This is a genomic window from Terribacillus aidingensis, assembly GCF_900215625.1.
GTDB classification, from domain to species: Bacteria; Bacillota; Bacilli; order Bacillales; family Amphibacillaceae; genus Terribacillus; species Terribacillus aidingensis.
On record NZ_OBEK01000002.1, the window covers coordinates 980,121 to 1,000,578 of the forward strand.

The 20,458-nt window shown below is 43.9% G+C and carries 21 protein-coding genes, 1 pseudogene and 1 other annotated feature; of the genes and pseudogenes, 2 read left to right on the forward strand and 20 right to left on the reverse strand.

What is annotated here, in order from left to right:
* Window positions 1-10: 10 nt before the first annotated feature.
* Complete coding sequence (locus CRO17_RS10340; protein ID WP_097041847.1) at window positions 11-499, reverse strand: dUTP diphosphatase; 489 nt, start codon at window positions 497-499, stop codon at window positions 11-13.
* A 114-nt stretch (window positions 500-613) separates the two neighbouring features.
* Here CRO17_RS10340 and CRO17_RS10345 point away from each other — a divergent pair, with 114 nt between their 5' ends.
* Window positions 614-991 carry a hypothetical protein gene (locus CRO17_RS10345; RefSeq protein ID WP_097041849.1) on the forward strand — a complete coding sequence of 126 codons (378 nt, stop codon included), beginning with the start codon at window positions 614-616 and terminating at the stop codon, window positions 989-991.
* Between the two features lie 30 nt (window positions 992-1,021).
* On the opposite strand, the gene CRO17_RS10350 is transcribed toward CRO17_RS10345, so the two are convergent.
* The 5 genes from CRO17_RS10350 to infC form a co-directional block, all read right to left on the reverse strand.
* On the reverse strand, window positions 1,022-1,594 hold the full coding sequence (locus tag CRO17_RS10350) for a TVP38/TMEM64 family protein (RefSeq protein ID WP_097041851.1): 573 nt from the start codon (window positions 1,592-1,594) through the stop codon (window positions 1,022-1,024).
* Between the two features lie 68 nt (window positions 1,595-1,662).
* Window positions 1,663-1,932 carry a DUF1294 domain-containing protein gene (locus CRO17_RS10355; protein ID WP_425444424.1) on the reverse strand — a complete coding sequence of 90 codons (270 nt, stop codon included), beginning with the start codon at window positions 1,930-1,932 and terminating at the stop codon, window positions 1,663-1,665.
* 59 nt (window positions 1,933-1,991) lie between these two features.
* The gene (rplT, locus tag CRO17_RS10360; RefSeq protein ID WP_077308135.1) at window positions 1,992-2,348 is read right to left on the reverse strand and encodes a 50S ribosomal protein L20; all 357 of its coding nucleotides are present in this window, start codon (window positions 2,346-2,348) and stop codon (window positions 1,992-1,994) included.
* Between the two features lie 43 nt (window positions 2,349-2,391).
* Window positions 2,392-2,586 carry a 50S ribosomal protein L35 gene (rpmI, locus tag CRO17_RS10365; RefSeq protein ID WP_097041854.1) on the reverse strand — a complete coding sequence of 65 codons (195 nt, stop codon included), beginning with the start codon at window positions 2,584-2,586 and terminating at the stop codon, window positions 2,392-2,394.
* Between the two features lie 26 nt (window positions 2,587-2,612).
* On the reverse strand, window positions 2,613-3,119 hold the full coding sequence (gene infC, locus CRO17_RS10370) for a translation initiation factor IF-3 (RefSeq protein WP_143588928.1): 507 nt from the start codon (window positions 3,117-3,119) through the stop codon (window positions 2,613-2,615).
* Between the two features lie 98 nt (window positions 3,120-3,217).
* Window positions 3,218-3,339, reverse strand: a sequence feature (ribosomal protein L20 leader region).
* Window positions 3,340-3,527: 188 nt separating this feature from the next.
* Between infC and CRO17_RS10375 the strand changes: the two genes are divergently transcribed.
* Window positions 3,528-4,019 (forward strand): DUF1648 domain-containing protein, encoded by a 492-nt coding sequence (locus tag CRO17_RS10375; protein ID WP_097041857.1) that lies wholly within the window; start codon window positions 3,528-3,530, stop codon window positions 4,017-4,019.
* Between the two features lie 107 nt (window positions 4,020-4,126).
* On the opposite strand, the gene thrS is transcribed toward CRO17_RS10375, so the two are convergent.
* From thrS to CRO17_RS10440, 14 genes and pseudogenes are all read right to left on the reverse strand, one after another.
* Window positions 4,127-6,073 (reverse strand): threonine--tRNA ligase, encoded by a 1,947-nt coding sequence (gene thrS / locus CRO17_RS10380; RefSeq protein WP_097041859.1) that lies wholly within the window; start codon window positions 6,071-6,073, stop codon window positions 4,127-4,129.
* A 324-nt stretch (window positions 6,074-6,397) separates the two neighbouring features.
* Window positions 6,398-7,204 (reverse strand): sporulation protein YtxC, encoded by an 807-nt coding sequence (gene ytxC, locus CRO17_RS10385; protein WP_245864769.1) that lies wholly within the window; start codon window positions 7,202-7,204, stop codon window positions 6,398-6,400.
* 108 nt (window positions 7,205-7,312) lie between these two features.
* On the reverse strand, window positions 7,313-8,248 hold the full coding sequence (gene dnaI, locus CRO17_RS10390) for a primosomal protein DnaI (protein WP_097041863.1): 936 nt from the start codon (window positions 8,246-8,248) through the stop codon (window positions 7,313-7,315).
* A 17-nt stretch (window positions 8,249-8,265) separates the two neighbouring features.
* Window positions 8,266-9,636, reverse strand: coding sequence for a replication initiation and membrane attachment family protein (locus CRO17_RS10395; RefSeq protein ID WP_179636961.1), 1,371 nt, complete (start codon window positions 9,634-9,636; stop codon window positions 8,266-8,268).
* Between the two features lie 35 nt (window positions 9,637-9,671).
* Entirely contained in the window at window positions 9,672-10,130 is a 459-nt protein-coding gene (gene nrdR, locus CRO17_RS10400; protein ID WP_077308113.1) for a transcriptional regulator NrdR, read from the reverse strand.
* A 142-nt stretch (window positions 10,131-10,272) separates the two neighbouring features.
* Window positions 10,273-11,508 carry a beta-ketoacyl-ACP synthase II gene (gene fabF, locus CRO17_RS10405; protein ID WP_097041867.1) on the reverse strand — a complete coding sequence of 412 codons (1,236 nt, stop codon included), beginning with the start codon at window positions 11,506-11,508 and terminating at the stop codon, window positions 10,273-10,275.
* A gap of 185 nt (window positions 11,509-11,693) precedes the next feature.
* Window positions 11,694-12,068: an adenosylmethionine decarboxylase gene (gene speD, locus CRO17_RS10410; protein ID WP_143596011.1), complete on the reverse strand. Its 375-nt coding sequence runs from the start codon at window positions 12,066-12,068 to the stop codon at window positions 11,694-11,696.
* A gap of 226 nt (window positions 12,069-12,294) precedes the next feature.
* The gene (locus tag CRO17_RS10415; protein WP_097041869.1) at window positions 12,295-13,326 is read right to left on the reverse strand and encodes a glyceraldehyde-3-phosphate dehydrogenase; all 1,032 of its coding nucleotides are present in this window, start codon (window positions 13,324-13,326) and stop codon (window positions 12,295-12,297) included.
* Window positions 13,327-13,489: 163 nt separating this feature from the next.
* Window positions 13,490-13,572, reverse strand: a pseudogene (locus CRO17_RS18040) (cytidine deaminase); the annotation flags it as partial.
* Between the two features lie 423 nt (window positions 13,573-13,995).
* Window positions 13,996-14,598 (reverse strand): dephospho-CoA kinase, encoded by a 603-nt coding sequence (gene coaE / locus CRO17_RS10420; protein ID WP_097041871.1) that lies wholly within the window; start codon window positions 14,596-14,598, stop codon window positions 13,996-13,998.
* Window positions 14,599-14,612: 14 nt separating this feature from the next.
* Complete coding sequence (gene mutM / locus CRO17_RS10425) at window positions 14,613-15,437, reverse strand: DNA-formamidopyrimidine glycosylase (protein ID WP_097041873.1); 825 nt, start codon at window positions 15,435-15,437, stop codon at window positions 14,613-14,615.
* Window positions 15,438-15,458: 21 nt separating this feature from the next.
* Window positions 15,459-18,092 carry a DNA polymerase I gene (gene polA / locus CRO17_RS10430; RefSeq protein WP_097041874.1) on the reverse strand — a complete coding sequence of 878 codons (2,634 nt, stop codon included), beginning with the start codon at window positions 18,090-18,092 and terminating at the stop codon, window positions 15,459-15,461.
* A gap of 93 nt (window positions 18,093-18,185) precedes the next feature.
* Complete coding sequence (pnpS, locus tag CRO17_RS10435) at window positions 18,186-19,559, reverse strand: two-component system histidine kinase PnpS (protein WP_097041876.1); 1,374 nt, start codon at window positions 19,557-19,559, stop codon at window positions 18,186-18,188.
* Window positions 19,559-20,254: a response regulator transcription factor gene (locus tag CRO17_RS10440; protein WP_097041878.1), complete on the reverse strand. Its 696-nt coding sequence runs from the start codon at window positions 20,252-20,254 to the stop codon at window positions 19,559-19,561. Before CRO17_RS10440 ends, pnpS begins: the two co-directional genes overlap by 1 nt.
* Window positions 20,255-20,458 lie beyond the last annotated feature (204 nt).

Consider the following 20,458-nt stretch of genomic DNA (forward strand, 5'->3'; position numbering starts at 1 on the left):
GCCTCCCTGTTTAATAGCCTTCGTCCTGTCTCGTATGATTCACTTCATTTTTTTGCTGATATGCTTTCAATATCGCTTGTTCATCAAAACCTAGCAGCTGACCTAACAGCAAGAAGCTGCGGAACAGTGTGTTGTAATTTTCTTGATCTGGTACGGCATAAAAAACATGTATTGTACGGTAAAGCTCCAGAAATGCATCTGTCTGATCCCACTCCTGGTTAGGAAGCGGTGCTGATGCATACGTCAAGCCTTTATCCAATCCTACAGACAAAATGAAATGCAGGCCGTCTACATATTCCTCCAAAATAACAGCTTGCTCACTTGGCCCTTTACGGCTCCAAAATTTGAAGCAGCGTGTTTCATTGGCCAGTTCGCCAATCTCCACTTGCAGTGCAAGTATTTTTTTCCGGAAAAGATCTTTCCGATTTGCTGACTCTAGGTTCTCTTCAATATAGGAATCCAGCTCCTGCTGCTTCCTGAATAGATATTCGTAATCCATGTATAAGACTCCTTCTTGCGTTATTGCTATGTAACGAGGGTATAGTAATACAGATGAAACTTCTTCTTAAGCGTAATCGTATCTATACAAAAAGTAAAGGAGGCCTGCTCGCTTATGAAAATCTTTTTTCTCCTGCTTCTGGCTGGTGCGGCGCTTCTTTTGTTCTATACGGTGATGAAAGCAAAGAATTACGCTGGCAAAGACCGTTCTACCGCGGAAACAGATGATGTCGAATTTCATGACCAACAGCTTGATCAGTATTTTACATTAAGTTACCGAGGATACCGTATGATTGGCGAAAAACATATCCAGCCAAAGGAAGACAGTATTGAAGTAACAAAAGTGGTCATGACTGCCGCGCAGCCGACCCGGTTAACCGGTTTTTGCCGGAATGATTTATACATGATGGAAGAATGCATCCTCCAGCACTTCCCCTACACCTCCATTGAGTGGCGCCATCCGATCAATGAGCTTGTCCTAACAGAAATCTAAAAAGAGCACAGAAGCTTGAGGCTTCGTGCTCTATGCACTTTCTTTAAAGAATTCTTCCCATTTGTAGGTGAATTCTTTTTTCCGCATTAAGTAAATAAACACAAGCAAAACAAGCATGACACCTCCTATTGCTGCTGGCGGCAAGTAGCGCAGCCAAGTTCCCGCAAAGGAATACAGCGCTGCCAGCGGTATACTGGAAATGAAGGATGCTTTTCCGTACGATTTCCAATCCCGGTTCGTCTCCATCAAACACACACTCAGCATATGAAAATGAATGAATGGAATCATACGCATGAGCGCAATTTGCATCGTTGTAAAGCTCGAGTGTTTGCCGATCAGCTTTTGTTTCAAAAAAAGGATTCGTTTGGCTGATTTCGGAAAACGCTGAGAAATAATATAAAATAACAAACTTGAAGCGGTGATACCGATGATGGAAAGAACCGTTCCAGCTACCGCACCAAATAAAATCCCGCCTGAAATACAAAGAAACACAACAGGCAGAAATAAGGCGGGCCGAAGCAGATGCAGGAGGATGAACAAAAGCGGTGCAAACAACCCACCTGTTGCGACGACTGTCATCAACTCCATGCCGACCTGGTTCATTGCTACTCACTCCTCTCAGATGTCCCTAATATATATGACAGGAGACGAGCCTTTATGACAAGCACACATTATTTTTCTAAGAGAACATACAGCACAAGTAGGACATGCATGACGATAAGACAAGGAAAGCCAAAAACAAAGGCTGCATGCTTCGTTTTATGTCGAAAAACCTGCATCGCGATCCAGCCGCCGATAGCTCCGCCAATAACAGCAGTTATCCACAGCCGCTTCTCACTGATACGCCAAGCATGCGCTCGGGCTCTCCGCTTATCAATCGCCATCCAGCTAAACAGCAGCAGGTTAACGACAATCAGATACAAACTTAGAAACAGCCACATAATTCTCTCCCCTTTTTATACAAAAAGCCGCTATCAAGTGATAGCGGCTTTTCTAGCTCTTATTTCAAAGCGTCTTTAGCTTTTGCAGCAAGCTGAGCGAATGCTTTCTCATCAGAGATTGCAAGCTCAGAAAGCATTTTGCGGTTAACTTCGATACCAGCAAGCTTAAGACCGTGCATCAAACGGCTGTAAGTAAGTTCGTTCATACGTGCAGCAGCGTTGATACGCGCGATCCAAAGTTTACGGAAATCACGTTTTTTCTGTCTGCGGTCGCGATAAGCGTACTGACCTGATTTGATAACCTGTTGTTTTGCTGTTTTGAATAGTGCATGTTTCGCACCGTAGTAACCTTTTGCTAACTTAAGAACGCGTTTACGACGCTGACGCGTTACTGTTCCACCTTTTACACGTGGCATTGTATTCCCTCCTATAGGACGAAAGCTTAACTTTCAGTTTTTATTATTTTGGTAGCATTTGTTTGATTCGTTTAAGGTCGCCAGCAGAAACTAGTGCATCTTTACGAAGCTTGCGTTTCTGTTTCGTAGACTTGTTAGCAGCCAAGTGGCTAGTACAACCGTGATGACGGCTTACTTTTCCAGAACCTGTTTTTTTGAAACGTTTAGCAGACCCTTTGTGGGTTTTCATTTTTGGCATCGTATTTCCTCCTTATATCCTTCGGCTTACTGTTTCTCAGCTATAGGAGCAAGCATTAGGAACATGCTGCGGCCTTCCATTTTCGGTCTCATTTCAACCGTTGCAACATCTTTGCACTCTCCAGCAAGCTTTTCGAGAACTTCTTGGCCTAATTCTTTATGCGTAATGGCACGTCCGCGGAAACGAACAGAAGCCTTTACTTTATCGCCTTTTTCAAGAAACTTACGCGCATTGCGAAGCTTCGTATTGAAGTCGTGATCCTCGATACCGGGGCTCAAGCGTACTTCTTTTACGTTGATTACTTTCTGGTTCTTACGCGCTTCTTTTTCTTTCTTCTGCATTTCGAAGCGGTATTTACCATAGTCCATAATCCGGCAAACTGGTGGTTTTGCATTTGCAGCCACAAGCACCAAATCAAGATTTCTCGTCTGAGCGATTTCTAATGCTTCCTGACGGGATTTAACGCCAAGCTGGTCACCGTTGGAATCAATGAGTCGCACCTCACGTGCACGAATTTTCTCATTGACGTTCATTTCTTTGCTAATAATCATCCACCTCCAGGATATTTTGGGAAACTTATGATCGGGGACAAGATATCCGCCGCTAATCAGTTACACATGGTTGTAAAAAAAGCATAAAAAAAATGCCGGTACGCATACGGCACCCACACTTGTCCTAAAACACTGTTTATCAAACCTGCCAACTGCCAAGCGGCGTCAATCAGGTGAGAAGTGGGTACTTCTGCTTGTCTCAGATCATTATTTATTTCACTTTTACAATCTTATCATAGCTGATGTTAACTGTCAATCATATTGAAGCCCGTTAATCCTGCTCAATTAATGTAACATATTCTTGCGATACTGACAACCGCCGATTTAAAATTATCTAGACGAAACATATTCCCCAACTGTTCCGCAGTTAAACAAAGAGGTGATAAAATAATGCAAAAACAGCTACACCTGCCGAAGACTCGCAGTGAAAAAGTCTGGGATACTATCGGAATCAGCAGCTGGTTAACTACTGTCCTCTTCCTAATTATTATCTGGCAGCATCTGCCTGAGCAAACTCCGCTTCATATGGGCATAACCGGTAAAGCCGATGATTGGGCCGCAAAAGAAAGCCTGCTGCTATTGCCAGCGCTTAGTGTGATCAACTTCTTTCTTCTCCATTTATTAGAGAAGAATCCGCACCTGCACAATCAACCCGAACGCCTAAACGAGCAAAATGCTGCCGCATTCTATCTGCTTAGCCGTAAAACACTGAATAAGCTAAAGAATCTAGGTGTACTTCTTTTATCTTCCATAGCAGCGGAATTCAGTATGGTAGCACTTGGGTGGATAAATCACGGCAGTACGTGGCTGATGATAATTGCATTGCTAATTTATCTTTATCCGATAATTGAAGTGATATGGAAGCAGCGTAAAATAAAGTAACTACTTGCTTATTACATTGCCCGAAAAAAGTTCCCCTCCGGGCTTCTCATACCTTACCAAACAAAAAAATCCTTCCACCGCCGTAATGGCAGTGAAAGGAATTTCTATTACTTACGCAATATGCGCTTGTCTACTTCTTCTTTAATCTCTGCTACGAAAGCTTTCAGATCCTTCGTTTCAGAGTCTTTTTCACCATAGCGGCGAATGTTCACTGCATTGTCATTTACTTCCTGGTCACCTAAGACGATGGCGAACGGCACTTTTTGTACTTGTGCTTCACGAATCTTATAGCCGAGTTTTTCTTCCCGCTCGTCTACTTGAACGCGGATACCTTCCATGCGAAGTGCATCCTCTACTTGGCGCGCATACGCGAGATGCGCGTCAGGAGATACTGGGATGATTTTCGCTTGTACTGGTGCAAGCCATGTTGGGAAGGCACCTTTGTATTCTTCAATCAAGAAGGCAACAAAACGTTCCATTGTAGATACAACACCGCGGTGAATAACAACTGGACGATGTTCTTTTCCGTCTTCGCCGATATAAGTTAAGTCAAAGCGCTCTGGCAAGTGGAAATCAAGCTGTACAGTAGACAATGTTTCCTCTTTGCCAAGTGCTGTTTTTACTTGTACGTCCAGCTTCGGACCGTAGAACGCTGCTTCGCCTTCTGCTTCTACGTAATCCAATTCAAGGTCTTCCATTGTTTCTTTCAGCATTGCTTGTGCTTTTTCCCACATCGCGTCATTGTCCACATACTTCTCTTTGTCTTCTGGATCGCGGTAAGATAAGCGGAATTTGTAATCATCGATACCAAAGTCTTTGTATACCGCTTCTACAAGCTTCACTACTCGAATGAACTCATCTTTCAACTGATCTGGACGAGCAAAGATGTGCGCATCATTCAATGTCATAGCACGAACACGCTGCAAGCCGGCAAGCGCGCCAGACATTTCGTGACGGTGCATCGTACCGAGCTCGGCAATACGGATTGGCAAACTGCGGTAGCTATGCAGTTCATTTTTATAAACCATCATATGGTGCGGGCAGTTCATTGGACGAAGAACAAGGTCTTCATTGTCCATTTCCATTGTCGGGAACATGTCATCTTTATAATGATCCCAATGTCCGCTAGTTTTATAAAGATCTACACTGCCAAGTACTGGCGTATAAACGTGATCATAGCCAAGCTTTTCTTCTAAGTCTACGATATAGCGCTCAATTGTGCGGCGAATTGTCGCACCTTTTGGCAGCCATAGCGGGAGACCTTGACCGACTTTTTGGGAAACAGTGAACAATTCAAGCTCTTTCCCCAATTTGCGATGGTCACGCTCTTTTGCTTCTTCAAGCATTTTCAAATAGTCGTCAAGCTGGCCTTTCTTCTCAAAAGCTGTACCGTAAATACGCTGCAGCATCTGATTATTGCTGTCGCCTCTCCAATAAGCACCGGAAATGCTAAGCAGCTTGAATACTTTAATCTTACCTGTAGATGGTACGTGAATGCCGCGGCAAAGGTCGAAAAATTCGCCTTGCTCGTAAATCGTTACATCCTGGTCTTCTGGAATCGCATCAATTAGTTCCATTTTCAGCTCATCACCGATTTCCCGGAACATGGCTTTTGCTTCCTCACGAGAAACGACTTTGCGCACAATTGGAAGGTTTGCATCAACAATTCGCTGCATTTCCTTCTCAATTTTCGGCAAATCTTCTGGTGTGATAGAAGCTTCTAAGTCCATATCATAATAGAAGCCATTCTCAATGACTGGACCAACACCAAACTGTACGTTACCATACAGACGTTTTACTGCTTGCGCTAGCAAGTGTGCTGCAGAATGACGCATAATTTCTACGCCTTGCTCTTGTTTAAGTGTAACAATTTCGATTGTGCCGCCATTTGGAAGCTCTGTGCGCAAATCATAGGCAATGCCGTCAACGTTAACTGCAATCGCTTGTTTTTTTAGTCCTGAAGAAATAGAACCGGCAATATCCTCACCAGTTGTTCCAGCAGGAAATTCTTTTTTTGCTCCATCTGGAAAAATGAATTCTAGTACATCTGCCATTTGTGTTTTCCTCCTAAATATAAAAAGCCCGTCCCTTTGCACAATCAATGATGTGCAAAGGGACGAGCGTTTGTCTCGTGGTTCCACCCTAATTCCCGAAATATAATTCCGGCTCAAGAATCGGTAACGTCGATCGAACGCCGCCGGTTTTCTTTCGTCCTCCGGCGGAGCTGTAAAAGGTGGTAACAGCAAAGCGTATGCAGGAAGCTTCCAGCCTTGGCTTCCCTCTCTTATAAGCAAACGTATTTTACTATCTTGTCCTTTATTGTCGCTTCTTCATATAATGTACAGTATAAGCGCATCAGCCGGAAAATGCAAGAGCAGTCAAAAAGATACGAAAGGGAATTGATGTAAAGGAAGGTATGTGGCTCTTTCCTGGAAAATGTTAATAACAGTCTGTGTTTTTGGATCCGTTGGGTGCTCACCATATAAATAAATTTTACGGGGTGACATGGCAATCAAAGGTGTCAGGTTCATCTCTTGCTTCCCAATTCCTGCAAGCGCAAGCGGTTCTTGGCTTGCCAGTGCTTTGATTTCTTTACCGGAAAATAAGCTTCCATCTTCTTTGTAGAAAGAAAAATCAGTTCCTTGAATAATATGAACAGCTTCATCACGAATTGGCTTCTTGCTAATGTACTGACGCAGTGACTCCACGTACAGCTGATATTCTTCTTCCAGTTTGTATTCGTCAATAGCATCACCGACAACTACAGTAAGCGCTTCTTTATACGCACTGCTGCGAAACTGGATTACAGCATCAAAGAAAACACGTATATGCTTTGCGGCTATCTCTTGAAAGATTTGCGTAATCTGCTGACGCGGTACGCTTGGCTCTCTTTTTTCTTCATACATATCCCCGACGAGAATCGTGTGCGTCAGCTCTGCTATGCGCTTGATCGCTTCCTCGTCCTTGTAGTAATACACTTCGCTGGCAATTTGCTTGATCCAAGCCGTTTCACGATGATGGAGAAATGTTTCTACGAGCGCTATTGCTATACGGCGATGGTAGCCGTCCTGAATTGTCGCCTCATACCCCCATCGCTCATCTTCAGCCACGTATACTTGTTTCGTTCCATCCATCGCTAAACAAGAACAAAAGGTATCCATCTCTATTTTTGATTTGATAAACACTTTACGCAATATCAACCACCCTCGCCACTATCAACTGTTACATTATATGGGCAGAAAATGGAATTATGAGTTTAAAAAAAGACAAGCCGCTTGGCTTGCCCTTTCTATTCAAACGTTTCTTCTGTTTTTTCCGAACAAAGGAACCTCGGTTGCGACACGCTTGATGCGCTCCATGATTCGTCCTGCTTTCACTCTTTCCACATCTCCGCGATTCGTTGTCGCGATCTGCTGCTCCAATTGATCAATAGAATAGTTAGAGGTGAAAAAGACTGGCAATCGTTCCATCATCCGATAATGAAGTATTGAACCTAGTATCTCATCACGGAACCAAGCAGACTGTGACTCAGCTCCGATATCATCCAGCATGAGAACTGGTGCTTTTTTAAACATCTCCACTTTCTCATTGACCGAATCATCTTTTAAGGATGCTTTTATTTCTCGTACAAATTCCGGCATATAAATGAGCATGCTGGAGATATTCCGTTCTGCCAAATAGTTGGCGATAGCGCCTAGGAAATACGTTTTACCGACACCAAACGGCCCATAGAAATAAAGACCTTTTTCCGGAATTGTATCCCCTGTCTGCTGCAGGAACTGCAATGTCTTCAGGATAGCCTGCTGGCGTTCGGCATCTCCATGATCGAGTGTTTCTGTTGATGCTTCTAGAATATCTTTTGGCATATACAAACTGTTAATTCGAGCTTCTTGCTTTTCGCGCTCTTCATGCTGAAGACGTGTATGACATTTATCGTAAGCGAGACGGATAACATGTCCGTCCACTTCCAGCCTCGGTGTATAACCATTCAATATATTTTTGCATTGACCAAGTGCCGGACAATCCTGACACTCTTTTGATGCTGTCGTATATTCGTAAAGCCGCATCAAGTTACGCTGAATATCCTGTTCTGTCAGCTGCGGATTTGCTTCCAGCACTGCTTTAACTTCTGGATTTTCTCTAACTTGCTGCTGCATACGTTCAAAGTTTTCTTTGAAATTATTGTTTTCCTGCATCCATTTTTTTAATGATGCCTGAATGGGCTCCATACGCGCACCCCCTTCTCTTAAACGCCACGCTTATTGGCATTAAACTGTTTAAGCATTTCTGCAACATCCGCATCCGGCACTGCTGTTGTGCTCGGCGCTTCTGCTTTGCCTTTTTGATCAAACCATTCCGGAACGACCTCGGATCGGCCACCGTTTTTCCGCCGTGCGGCTGCTGGCTGCTTCGTATTGTTATTGTTTGCTGTCGCGTTCCATGGCTGATTGCTGCTCTTGGCAATCTCCATCGCTTCTCTTACTGTACTTACCTTTTTTCGTGCCCAGTGTGCGGCAATTTTCTCCATGTACGCTTTTGATAATTTCATATCCGATTTCAGCAGTACATAATAAACGAGAACATTCATAATTCCCGGCGCCATGCCTTGCTCTGCCATTACGTCTCGGATAACTTTTAAATCAGATGCTGCTGCTGTTCCATTACCGGAAATGTCTTCTAACAGCTGTTTTGGTGAAATTGTCTCCAGCATGTGCACGAGCTTCTCTTGCTTGGAAGAAGCCTGCACTTCTTGTTTGGCATTCTTCTGGGTAAGCTCCATTACTTTTACTTCTGCTGTCTTCGGTCGTGCTAAAAACAGGTCGTGACAAGCCGATTTGAATTCGGCCGGATTAAGCACATTATCTTCCGAAACGGCCCATTGCATCGCCTTGTCCAAATCGAGCGAAGTAAGGTTATAAAGCACGGCCATTGATTCGAGCAGTTTTTGATTACGAGGTGTCAGAACCGCTTCCGGATTCAGCATCCGCTGTTTAAGTGATTGACGCAGCCATTCAAAATCTACGACGTCCGTTTCAATGGAAGGACCGGGATTCTCTTCGGCAACTGGTGCAGCCGGAGCTTTCATCGGCAGCACACCTTGTTTGGCGAGCTTGTCCGCAGAAAAGACAGTTTCAAATGATGCTGTAATCTCCTCCGTTGCTTTAGGCAGATCTTCTGCGGCTACTAAAGCTTGCTGCAAGTCCTTATAACGGCTTTCGCCCAATTGATGGTAAAGCAGCTGCGAAAGCATATCATCAGCAAAAAAGGCAGCTGGTGTAAACGGCGGATACAAGTCATAGGTGAACACACGCTGCTCTCCCTGCTGTTTATATGTTCGGATAAGGCCAATCGCTTCCAGCTGCAGCCTCGCGTCGTATAATTGGTCCATCGGCATATCCAGCAATGTCATTAACAAATGATGTGTTTTGGGTGCATACATGCCGTGATGCATCACATATTCATTCACCATCGTCTGGTATAAGGTAACTGCCCTCAACCCGAGCAGCGGCTGATACAAATGCGTTAAAGCAACCGAATATCCATCGTGAAAGGATCTTTTCAAACGAATCTGATACCCGTCAGCTGGCAGCAGTTTCCCGATATGCTGACTCTTCATACAATCTGTCCTTTCCATTCTTCCAAGCTGTACACTTATTTATCAGTTTTGATCAAGTCTTTCAATTCTTCCAGAAAGACACTGAGATCCTTGAATTGCCGGTATACAGAGGCAAAGCGAACATAAGCCACTTCGTCCACATCTGAGAGACGTTCCATGACCATTTCACCAATTTCCTTGCTCTGTATTTCCGATGTACCGCCATTGCGTAATTCTTTTTCAACTTCCAAAACGATATGTTCAATCTGCTCCAGCGCTACTGGACGCTTCTCACAAGCTTTGATTAGTCCGCGCATAAGCTTCTCTTTGCTAAATTCTTCCCTCGTCCCTTCCTTTTTCACAACAATCAGCGGCGTTGCTTCAATCCGCTCAAATGTAGTGAAACGAAAAGCGCATTCTTCACATTCCCGGCGGCGCCGGATAGAACGCCCTTCTTCTATGGGACGGGAATCTAATACTTTTGTGCTTTTATATTGGCAGTTTGGACATTTCATGCCGATCCACCCCATTATTCTTTGCAAGCCTCGACAGGCTTCGCGCATTTACGACACATTTGCATCGTCTTTTTCTTATTCTACCATGATTCAAGCGAAAAATCGAAGGACCATAGCGGAAACAAAAAAAGGCAGCCGAGGGCTACCCTTTCCACTTGCGCAGTGCCAGCACCGCATTATGACCGCCAAAACCAAATCCATTAGACAAAGCAAATGTAATATCTTTATTGACCGATTCATTCGGCACATAGGTTAGATCACATTCCGGATCGGCATCCCGATAGTTAATTGTCGGAGGAACGATGCCATCTTGCAGCGCTTTTAACGTAATAATCGCTTCCACTCCACCAGCCGCGCCAAACAAATGACCCGTCATGGACTTGGTAGCACTAATCAGCAAATCATGTGCTTTATCACCGAATACTTCCTTAATTGCTTTCGTTTCCGTTTTATCGCCTTCTGGTGTGCTCGTGGCGTGGGCATTGATATATTCAACATCATCTGCTTCCCAATCTGCCATTTGCATCGCCAGCTTCATAGCTTTTGCAGGTCCTAAGTAGTTTGGAGATGTAATATGATGGGCGTCTGTTGTCGAGCCATATCCGACAATTTCTCCAAGTATAACTGCTCCGCGCTTTTGTGCATGCTCGAGTTCTTCCAGCACTAAGATACCAGCGCCTTCGGACATAACAAAACCATCACGGTTTGCATCGAATGGCGAACTTGCTGTTTCCGGTGTATCGTTTTGTGTGCTCATTGCTCGCATTTTTGTGAAACCGGCATAAGCAAATGGTGTAACTGATGCTTCAGCTCCGCCAGCAAGCATCGCATCGGAGTAGCCATGTTTAATATTCAGGAAGGCTTCCCCGATCGCATGGTTACCTGTAGCACAAGCAGAAACAGGAGCAAAGCTAGGTCCAGTAAAGCCTGTTTTAATGGAAACTATTCCTGTTGCCATGTTGCTGATCATCATTGGTACCATAAATGGCGACACCCGGCGCGGGCCTTTGTCCAGCAGCTTCTCGTGATTGTCTAAAAGCGTATTTACGCCTCCGATACCGGATCCAATATAAATCCCTACTCGTTCCGGATTCACTGTTTCTTTGTTTAAATTAGCCTGCTCCATCGCTTCAACTGCTGCTCCGTAAGCAAACTGGCTGTATAAATCATATCGTTCAATATCTTTTTTATCGAGGTATTTTTCCGGATCAAACCCTGTTGCTGTTCCGCCAATTTGTGACGCAATTCCTGCGAATTTCTCTTCATCTAATTGTTGGATGCCGGATTTCCCAGCTTTTATGTTATCCCAAAATGTCTCCACATCCGAACCAAGCGGTGTGACTGCGCCATATCCAGTAACTACGACTCGTCTATTCAAAAATATACCTTCTTTCTAGCAGTAGCTATTAGTACCTGCTATTATATCCGAAGTATTAAAAAAATGCGAATGAATGCATCATATCTAGCACGCAAGAGTTGCTCCACACTATGTATGTTTACCATCTTTTCATTTACCAATACAAATTAGAAAACCCCGCTCCAGAATAAGAGCGGGGTTAAATATTAATGCGATTTAGGCTGCACTGCCACAGGACCCATGCCCCGCGGAAGCTCGGCTTTTTCACATGTTTTAGCTTCAAGTGCGGCAACGATATAATCGGTTGCTACGTTCGGATCAATGATGTTACCACAAGTGTAAACATCAATGCTCGCATAACCATGTTCCGGAAAACTGTGGATTGTCAAATGCGATTCTGAAATAATAACCACTCCGCTTACGCCATGCGGAGCAAATTTGTGGAAAGCGACTTCCCGTACTTCAGCACCTGACTTCAGTGCAGCATCAACAAAAATTTGTTCAATCTGCTGCATATCGTTCAACGTTTCTGTGTTACAATCCCATAGTTCTGCAATTACATGTCTTCCCATTGTATCCAATGTAATTCCCCCTTAGAATATTTACCTAAAAAATAGATGCGTGAATTGCCACGGGGGAAAGTTAGTCCAAAGAGGTCCTAACCCTTTAAGCAAATCACTTGCTACATAAATTCCTTAGGAAAACAAGTTTTTATGCTGCAAAAAATGCATGCAAAAAGAAGTATATAGTGTTTGTACCTGTTTGGCAAGCAAACATTGTAATAAAATCCAAGGGGTAATACAAGGATTACATAACTTCCGCGTTATTCGCTTCTCTGATACCGCTACCAACTAACTTCGCTAGATCAACTACCCGGCAGGAATAACCCCATTCGTTATCATACCAAGCAATAACTTTTATCTTGTTTTCTTCCATTACAATAGTAGATAAACCGTCAATGGTTGCGGACTGTTCTGTCGTTGTATAATCGATGGATACAAGCGGCTCTTCACTGTAAGAAATAATACCGCGCATATCCGTCTCAGCGGCTGTCCGGAAAGCATCATTCACTTGTTCCGCCGTAACAGACGATTCTACATCTACTACCAAGTCTACGAGTGATACATTCGGAGTCGGCACACGTAGAGCCATACCGTGCAGCTTGCCTTTCAGATGCGGAAGTACTTCTGCAAGTGCTTTGGCTGCTCCTGTCGTTGTCGGAATGATTGACTGCGTACAGCCCCTCGCCCTGCGCAGATCTTTGTGCGGATTGTCGATATTTTTTTGATCATTTGTAAAGGCATGCACCGTCGTCATTAACCCATTTTTAATGTTGAAACGTTCGTCGAGTACTTTCACAACTGGTGCCAGGCAATTGGTCGTGCAGGAAGCATTTGAAACGATGTGATGGATGTCACTTTTATATGTCCGCTCGTTTACACCCATAACAATTGTTGCGTCCACATCTTTACCGGGAGCTGTAATGACAACCTTCTTCGCGCCTGCATCCAGATGTGCAGATGCAGCTTTTTGAGAACAGAATTTGCCTGTAGCTTCGATGACAACGTCCACCCCAAGTTCTTGCCATGGAAGCAGTTCCGGGTTGCGCTCTCCGACTACAGTGATTTTTTTACCATCATATATGATGGCATCTGCGTCTGCATAGACTTCTTTATTCAGATTACCGTGAACGCTGTCATAACGCAGCAAATGAGCCAAAGTTTCTGCCGGGTAGGAGGCATTCACTGCCACAATCTCCAAATCAGGCAGCTCCATTGCTCGTCTGCAAACCAATCTTCCAATTCTGCCAAACCCATTAATCGCGATACGTATTGTCATTGTATTGCCTCCTTTAATGTGTCACTCTATATTGTTTATAAGCAGATATAGTATAACACATTAAGAGGATATTGCGAATAAAAAAGGCACCTAATTTTAGATTGAGAACATTTAAGTTAAATAAAAAACGCTTGGACTTTTCCAAACGTTTTCTCGCACAACAGTTGGTATCTTTTCCATAGTCACTAATCAACTCACGGTACATACCACAAGGAGCGACAATCAGCAATCTTCTATATCTTCATGAGATACATATGAGATACACCATACTTTTTTGAATTTCTCTGACGGCGGCTGCATCTCCAACTTTGCTGTTACCGGTGGACAAGAATAGCTTTTAAACTTTTAAAGTAAGACACCGACAAGAAAATCGCTTCTTATTTTCGAGGAGTCTTCCTATTCTGCCTACACTTAGAGAAGGTTTTCCACACACAAATCAGCGTAAGAAATACACGAAGACTCCCGCGGGAGGAAGGCTTGGGGAAACCCCGCAGTGCGTTTTTTTTGCACGAGGAGGCTCACCTGCCGCCCGCAGGAAAGCGGAGTGTATTTCCGAAGCGGCGCTCTCATCTTCGTTTCCAATTCAAAAAATCCAAACAACGCTGCTGTTAATCGCAGTATTGTTTGGATTTTCATATAGCTTAAACTGTTACGTCCCAGCCTCATCTATTACTTGTCTATAATCTCCCAAGAAGTCAGGAGCTGCTCGAGCTGCTCGCGCGTCTCCTCACGGGTGCCGTTGTTGTCAATGACCGTATCCGCTTTGCTCGCTTTCTGCTCCAATGACATCTGACTGTTGATTCGATCCAATGCTGCTTGCTCCGTTAATTCATTTCGCTGCATAAGCCGTTCCAGCTGGACCGATGAATCGACATGAACAACAACTACTTTATCGACTAGCTGCAGCTGCTTGCCTTCGAATAACAGCGGAATATCCAGCACGACAGCTGGATAAGTTTTTTTCAGCCGGTCGCGTTCTGCTGTCATCCTCTCTCTCACAACAGGGTGAACAATATTATTCAGCTGCTCCCGCTTTTTCTCATCCCGGAAGATGATGCTGCCAAGCTTTGGCCGGTCAAGTGTTCCGTCTGGGAGCAGAATATCCTCACCAAAACTTCTAACAATCTCTGCCAAAGCCGGCTCACCGGGTTCTACTACTTCCCTTGCCACGACATCAGCATCAACCACTGGAATATTATATTGTCTAAACAAGTCACTGACGGTGCTTTTTCCGGATGCAATGCCCCCAGTCAACCCAATAACCAAGCTCATAGCTGAATCCTCCTTTACTGCTGACAAGAAGTACAGAGATGCGTCCCTCTGCCGCCTACTTTTATCTTGATAATTTCCCGGCCGCAATTCGGGCATGGTGTACCTTGCTGGCTGTAAACTTGCAGCTCATTTTGGAACGACCCTATTTTTCCTTGGCTGTTCACGTAGCTGCGAATCGTGCTGCCGCCTTTTTCAACTGCTTCCAGCAATGTCTCAGCTGCTGCTTGCTGGATCCGGACCAATTCCATATCGGTTACAGATGCACCGCGCCGTTCTGGATGAACACTCGCTTTGAATAATGTTTCATCTACGTAAATATTACCCAAGCCGGCTACAACTGTTTGATCCAGCAGGATATTTTTAATCATTCGGCTGCTTTTTTGTACCTTTTCTTTGAAATAGTCCAGTGTAAAAGATTCATCAAAAGGTTCCGGACCAACTAAGGTTAACGGCGGTGCGTCATTTTCCTGTCCTTCGTTAAACAAATGCATCGTACCAAACTTGCGCACATCGTTGTAACGCAGCTGTTCCCCATTTGTCAGCTGAAAAATAACATGTGTATGCTTGTCGTCTGGCTCTGTCTCCGGCTTTACCGAGAACTTCCCTTCCATTCGCAAGTGAGAGACAATAACATCTCCATCCAAATAGAATAAAAGAAACTTCCCTTTCCGCCCGACAGATCGAAACGTCTGTCCTTTCAACCGTTCAATAAAAGCTTCTGTGCCTTCATCAAATTTGATAATTTTATGCCAGCGGACAGTAATGTCAGCAATTGTTTTGCCGACAATCAGCTGTTCCAATGTTCTTCTTGCTGTTTCTACCTCTGGTAATTCCGGCATTTCCTGTCCTTCTTTCCGTGCTTATTTCGCGTCATACCATGTCTTGCCGTATGAATAATCCACTTTTAGCGGCACATCGAGCTTCACTGTATGTTCCATCACATCCGGAACGACTTCTTTCAGCTTTTCAATCTCAGATTCAGGCGCTTCGAGAATTAATTCATCGTGTACAGAAAGCAGCAGCTTCGCTTCCATTTGTTCTGTTTCCAAACGTTCTGCTAAGTCAATCATCGCTTTCTTAATAATATCTGCGGCACTGCCTTGGATAGGTGTATTCATCGCTGTACGTTCAGCAAAACTGCGCACATTGAAGTTTCGGCTGGTCAAATCCGGCAGATAACGTCTGCGATTCATAATCGTTGTTACAAAGCCTTTTTGCTTCGCGTCCTGAACGATGTCTTCCATATACGTTTTTACACCTGGGAAGCTCTTGAAATAACGATCGATGAACTGCTGTGCTTCCTTCCTTGTAATGCCAAGACTTTGAGAAAGTCCATAATCACTGATTCCATAAACAATCCCGAAGTTAACAGCTTTCGCTTGGCGTCGCATATTACTTGTAAGGTCTTTCTCTTCTACATGAAATACATCCATTGCTGTTCGGCTGTGAATATCCATATCTTCATTGAACGCTTCAATCAGCTTTTCATCTTGGGCAATATGCGCCAGTACTCGCAGCTCAATCTGGGAATAGTCAGCCGCAAAAATAACGTAATTATCTTTCGATGGAACGAAGGCTTGTCTTATTTTACGTCCTTCTTCCAGTCGAATTGGAATGTTTTGCAGATTGGGTTCCGTTGAACTTAAACGACCTGTTTGCGTTAGTGCCTGATTAAAACGCGTATGAATTTTATTATCTTTGTCCACTACTTTCAGCAAACCTTCAATATATGTGGACTGCAGCTTGCCTAGTTGGCGGTACAAGAGCAGCTGCTCAATAATCTCATGCTGGTCTGCCAGCTGCTCCAATACATCTGCAGAAGTAGAATAGCCTGTTTTGGTTTTCTTAATAACCGGTAAGCCAAGCTTCTCGAACAGAATCGGACCGAGCTGCTTTGGCGAATTAAGATTGAACTCTTCTCCAGCCAGTTCATATACCTTTTGTTCAATTTCAGTTAATCTGCCGCCCAGCTGTTCTTTCATCTCTCGAATTCGTTCTATGTCAACTTGCACCCCAAGGTATTCCATTTCACCTAGAATAGCAGCAAGCGGCAGTTCTAAGTTCTGGAGCAGCTCAAGCTGTTCGTTCTCCGAAAGCTTTGCTTCTGCTTCTGGCTTCAAGTTATAAATAACCATTGCTTTTCTAGCTAAATGTTCGGCAAGTGCATCCACTTCCGGAACCTTCATCTTCGCGCCTTTTCCGTACACTTCTTCATCATACAAAACATCTTTCATTCCGAAGCGATGCCCAATCGCTGGGATGTCGTGATGATTTTCCGATGCATTAATTAAGTAGGAAGCTAATAGCAAGTCAAAATTAGCATTTTCCAATGTAATACCGTGATGCAGCAACGCTACCACTGTTCGTTTCACATCAAATACCCATTTCGCTTTTGAGCTGTCTTGTGCCCATTCCTTGAATACGTCCGAATTGTATGCGACCTCAGAAGGGATAAAGTAGGCACCATTCGCATTGGCAAGACCAAATCCTTCAACCTGTGCTGTATGATAATTGTCTGTCAGCATCTCAACGACTAGGGCGTCTTCACCAGTGAACAGCTCGCTCTTTATGTCATCAACAATGGTTACATCCAGCGGCGCAAGCTCTTGTGAAACTTCTTCCGTTTCTCCTTCTTCGCCAATTCTAGTTAGTAAGGATTGGAAACCAAGATCTTTAAAGACCGTACTTAAAGCTGGCGTCTGGTAGCCATCATAATTTATATCAGCAAGACTTACTTCAATTGGCGCTTTTGTATCAATAGTAGCAAGTTCACGGCTCATATAAGCGGAGTCTTTGTTATCAGCAAGCTTCTGTTTGATGCTTTTTCCTGAAACTTCGTCCAATTGGTCGTATATGTGATCAAGTGTCTGGAACTGCTTCAAAAGCTTCACCGCGGTCTTCTGTCCGACACCCGGAACACCAGGGATGTTATCGGAACTATCGCCCATTAACGCTTTCATATCGACAATCTGATCTGCTGTGACTTCCATGTTCTCCAGCAAGAACTCCGGCGTGTAGGAATCTGTTTCGCTAATTCCTTTTCTGGTCAGCTGAATTGTCGTCTTATCACTTACAAGCTGCAGAAGATCTTTATCTCCGGAGATGACTTTCACTTCATATTCCTCTTGTTCTGCTTGTTTCGCTAATGTACCGATAATATCATCCGCTTCATATTGACTGAGCTGATAATGTTTAATTGAAAAAGCGTCCAGCAATTCACGCAGCAGCGGGAACTGTTCTGATAATTCCGGCGGTGTTTTCTGACGGCCGCCTTTGTATTCCTTAAACGTTTCATGTCGGAATGTCGTCTTGCCCGCATCAAAAGCAACAAGTATATGCGTTGGGTTTTCGTTTTCCAGAATACGAAGCAGCATCGTTGTAAAACCGTAGATAGCATTGGTGTGAATACCTTTATCATTATTTAACAGCGGCAGTGCAAAAAATGCACGATACGCGATGCTGTTTCCATCAATTAAGACCAATTTTTTCGTCATAAATCAAGCTCCTTTTCCCTCGTTCGTTACTCTACTTTTTAGTTTACCATGTTTCTTTCTGGAAACAAAAAAGATCGTCCAAGCGGACGATCTTTAGCCAAGTGCTTTTGGCAGGCGTATAGAAAATGTCGTACCTTTATTCACTTCACTGCTGACAGATATGGTACCGCCATGCGCCTCGACGACATGCTTGACGATAGCAAGTCCGAGTCCCGTTCCTCCGGTGTTGCGGCTGCGCGCCTTATCAACCCGATAGAATCGTTCGAATATCCGATCAAGTGAATCTTCAGGTATACCGAGCCCTGTATCGGATATTTCAGCAAATACGCTATCATTGGAATGCGTGACTTTCAGCCTCACGCTGCCATTTGAAGACGTGTAATTCACCGCATTATTCATTAAATTGATAACAAGCTGCTTCAAGCGATCTTCGTCTCCTCGCATGATTACGCTATCCGGCAGTTCTAACTGCACTTGAATCTGCTTGCTTTCCGCATGCTGTTCAATAATCGGCATAATTGTATCAACCATCTTACGGAAGTCCAGCCGCTCCATTCGTATCTGCAGTTCATCCTTCTCCAGCCGAGAAAGCTCAAGCAAGTCTTTTACTAATGCTTGAAGCCGCTGACTCTCATTATTAATAATAGTAAGGAAACGCTCGGTAAGCTCTCTGTCCTCCAACGCTCCATCTTCCAGCAGCGTTTCTGAAAAACCGCGGATAGATGTCAATGGTGTCTTTAGTTCATGTGATACATTGGCGACAAAGTCCTTGCGCATCTCTTCTACCCGTTTCAACTCTGTAATTTCATAGAAAACAAGTACCGCGCCCTTTAGATCATACGAATCATTAAAAATCGGTGCAGCAACGATTTCAAAAAAGCGTTTTTCCTTTTCCCTCTGCAGGATGAAAGCATCGCGCACTTTCTCTTCGTAAAGGAACGCCTCGGATACAACATGATGGATATGACTTTGGGAAATAGTATCGTGATAGACATGACCGATATAATCCTTATCTTTGCCGCCAAATACAGACAGAAATTTGCGATTGACCAGATGAACATATCCTCTTTCGTCCACTAGCATCAAACCGCTTTCCATATTGTCGATCACCGTTTCCAGCTGATCTTCCTGCATCTTTTCCAGTAATTCTAGTTCGTGGAGATTGCGCGCAATCTGATTCACCGAGCGAATCAGCCGACCGGCATCACCATAGAAATTCTCATAATTCCTAGCTTTATAATTGCCCTTCACTAGCTCTTCTGCTACGACAGCTGTCATGGAAACGGGTTTGATATAGCGCTCCTGCAGACGGTAAAGCACAGATGTAATCAACGCAGCGCCAATTAGCAAGACACTCCAAAGAATAAACCACTCGGAAGTGATTTGCATAAGGATAAAACCGATTGCCGCAAAGATCAGCAAAATAAGTGACCCATACACGACAATCCCATAAGAGCTGCGACGCATTATTGCGGCTCCTCCATCTTATAACCCAAACCGCGAATTGTTTTAATAAATACAGGATGTTTGGAATCAGGTTCAATCTTCTCACGCAAATGACTGATATGAACATCTACAATACGTGTATCGCCGACAAAGTCGTAATTCCATACAGAGCTGAGAAGCTGGTCACGTGACATAACCCGGCCTTTGTTCTTAGCCAAATACATTAAAAGTTCAAATTCTTTGCGGGTGAAACTTAAAGAGTCGCCGTTAATGGATGCTTCATATTGATCCGGAAAGATAGACAAACCCGAAATTTTAATTTCGCCGCTATCCATAAAACTATCATTTTTGTTTGTTCGACGCAGAATAGCTTTAATTCGTGCGACCACTTCTTTTGGACTGAATGGTTTTGTAAGATAGTCATCTGCACCAAGCTCCAGACCCAATACCTTGTCCAATTCTTCATCACGTGCAGTCAGCATTAAAATTGGTGTATCTATTTGCTTTTGACGCAGCTGCTTGCAAACTTCTGTGCCATCCAGTTCCGGCAGCATCAGATCAAGCACAATAATGTCATATGTATTTTGCAATGCCTTTTGCAGGCCAGTCATACCGTCGAAAGCTGTCTCTGTTTCGAATCCGGCTCTTTCTATATTGAACTGTAATAACGTTACAATAGATTCTTCGTCGTCTACAATTAGTACTTTTTGTGCCATAGATACCAGCCCCCTCTATGCCCATCATACCGTTTTCTAACTGTAAAGTGAACAGTACTAATTCGCTTTCTCTGTTAAGAGTTTGTAAATAAAGCGAAATAGACTAGTGAAATACCTGAAAGATTAGCCTGCAAAGGGTTCCTGCACTTCCCTTAGGAAGGGTAACACGTATTAGGCATTGTTAACTCTGCTGCTTTTTCTTAG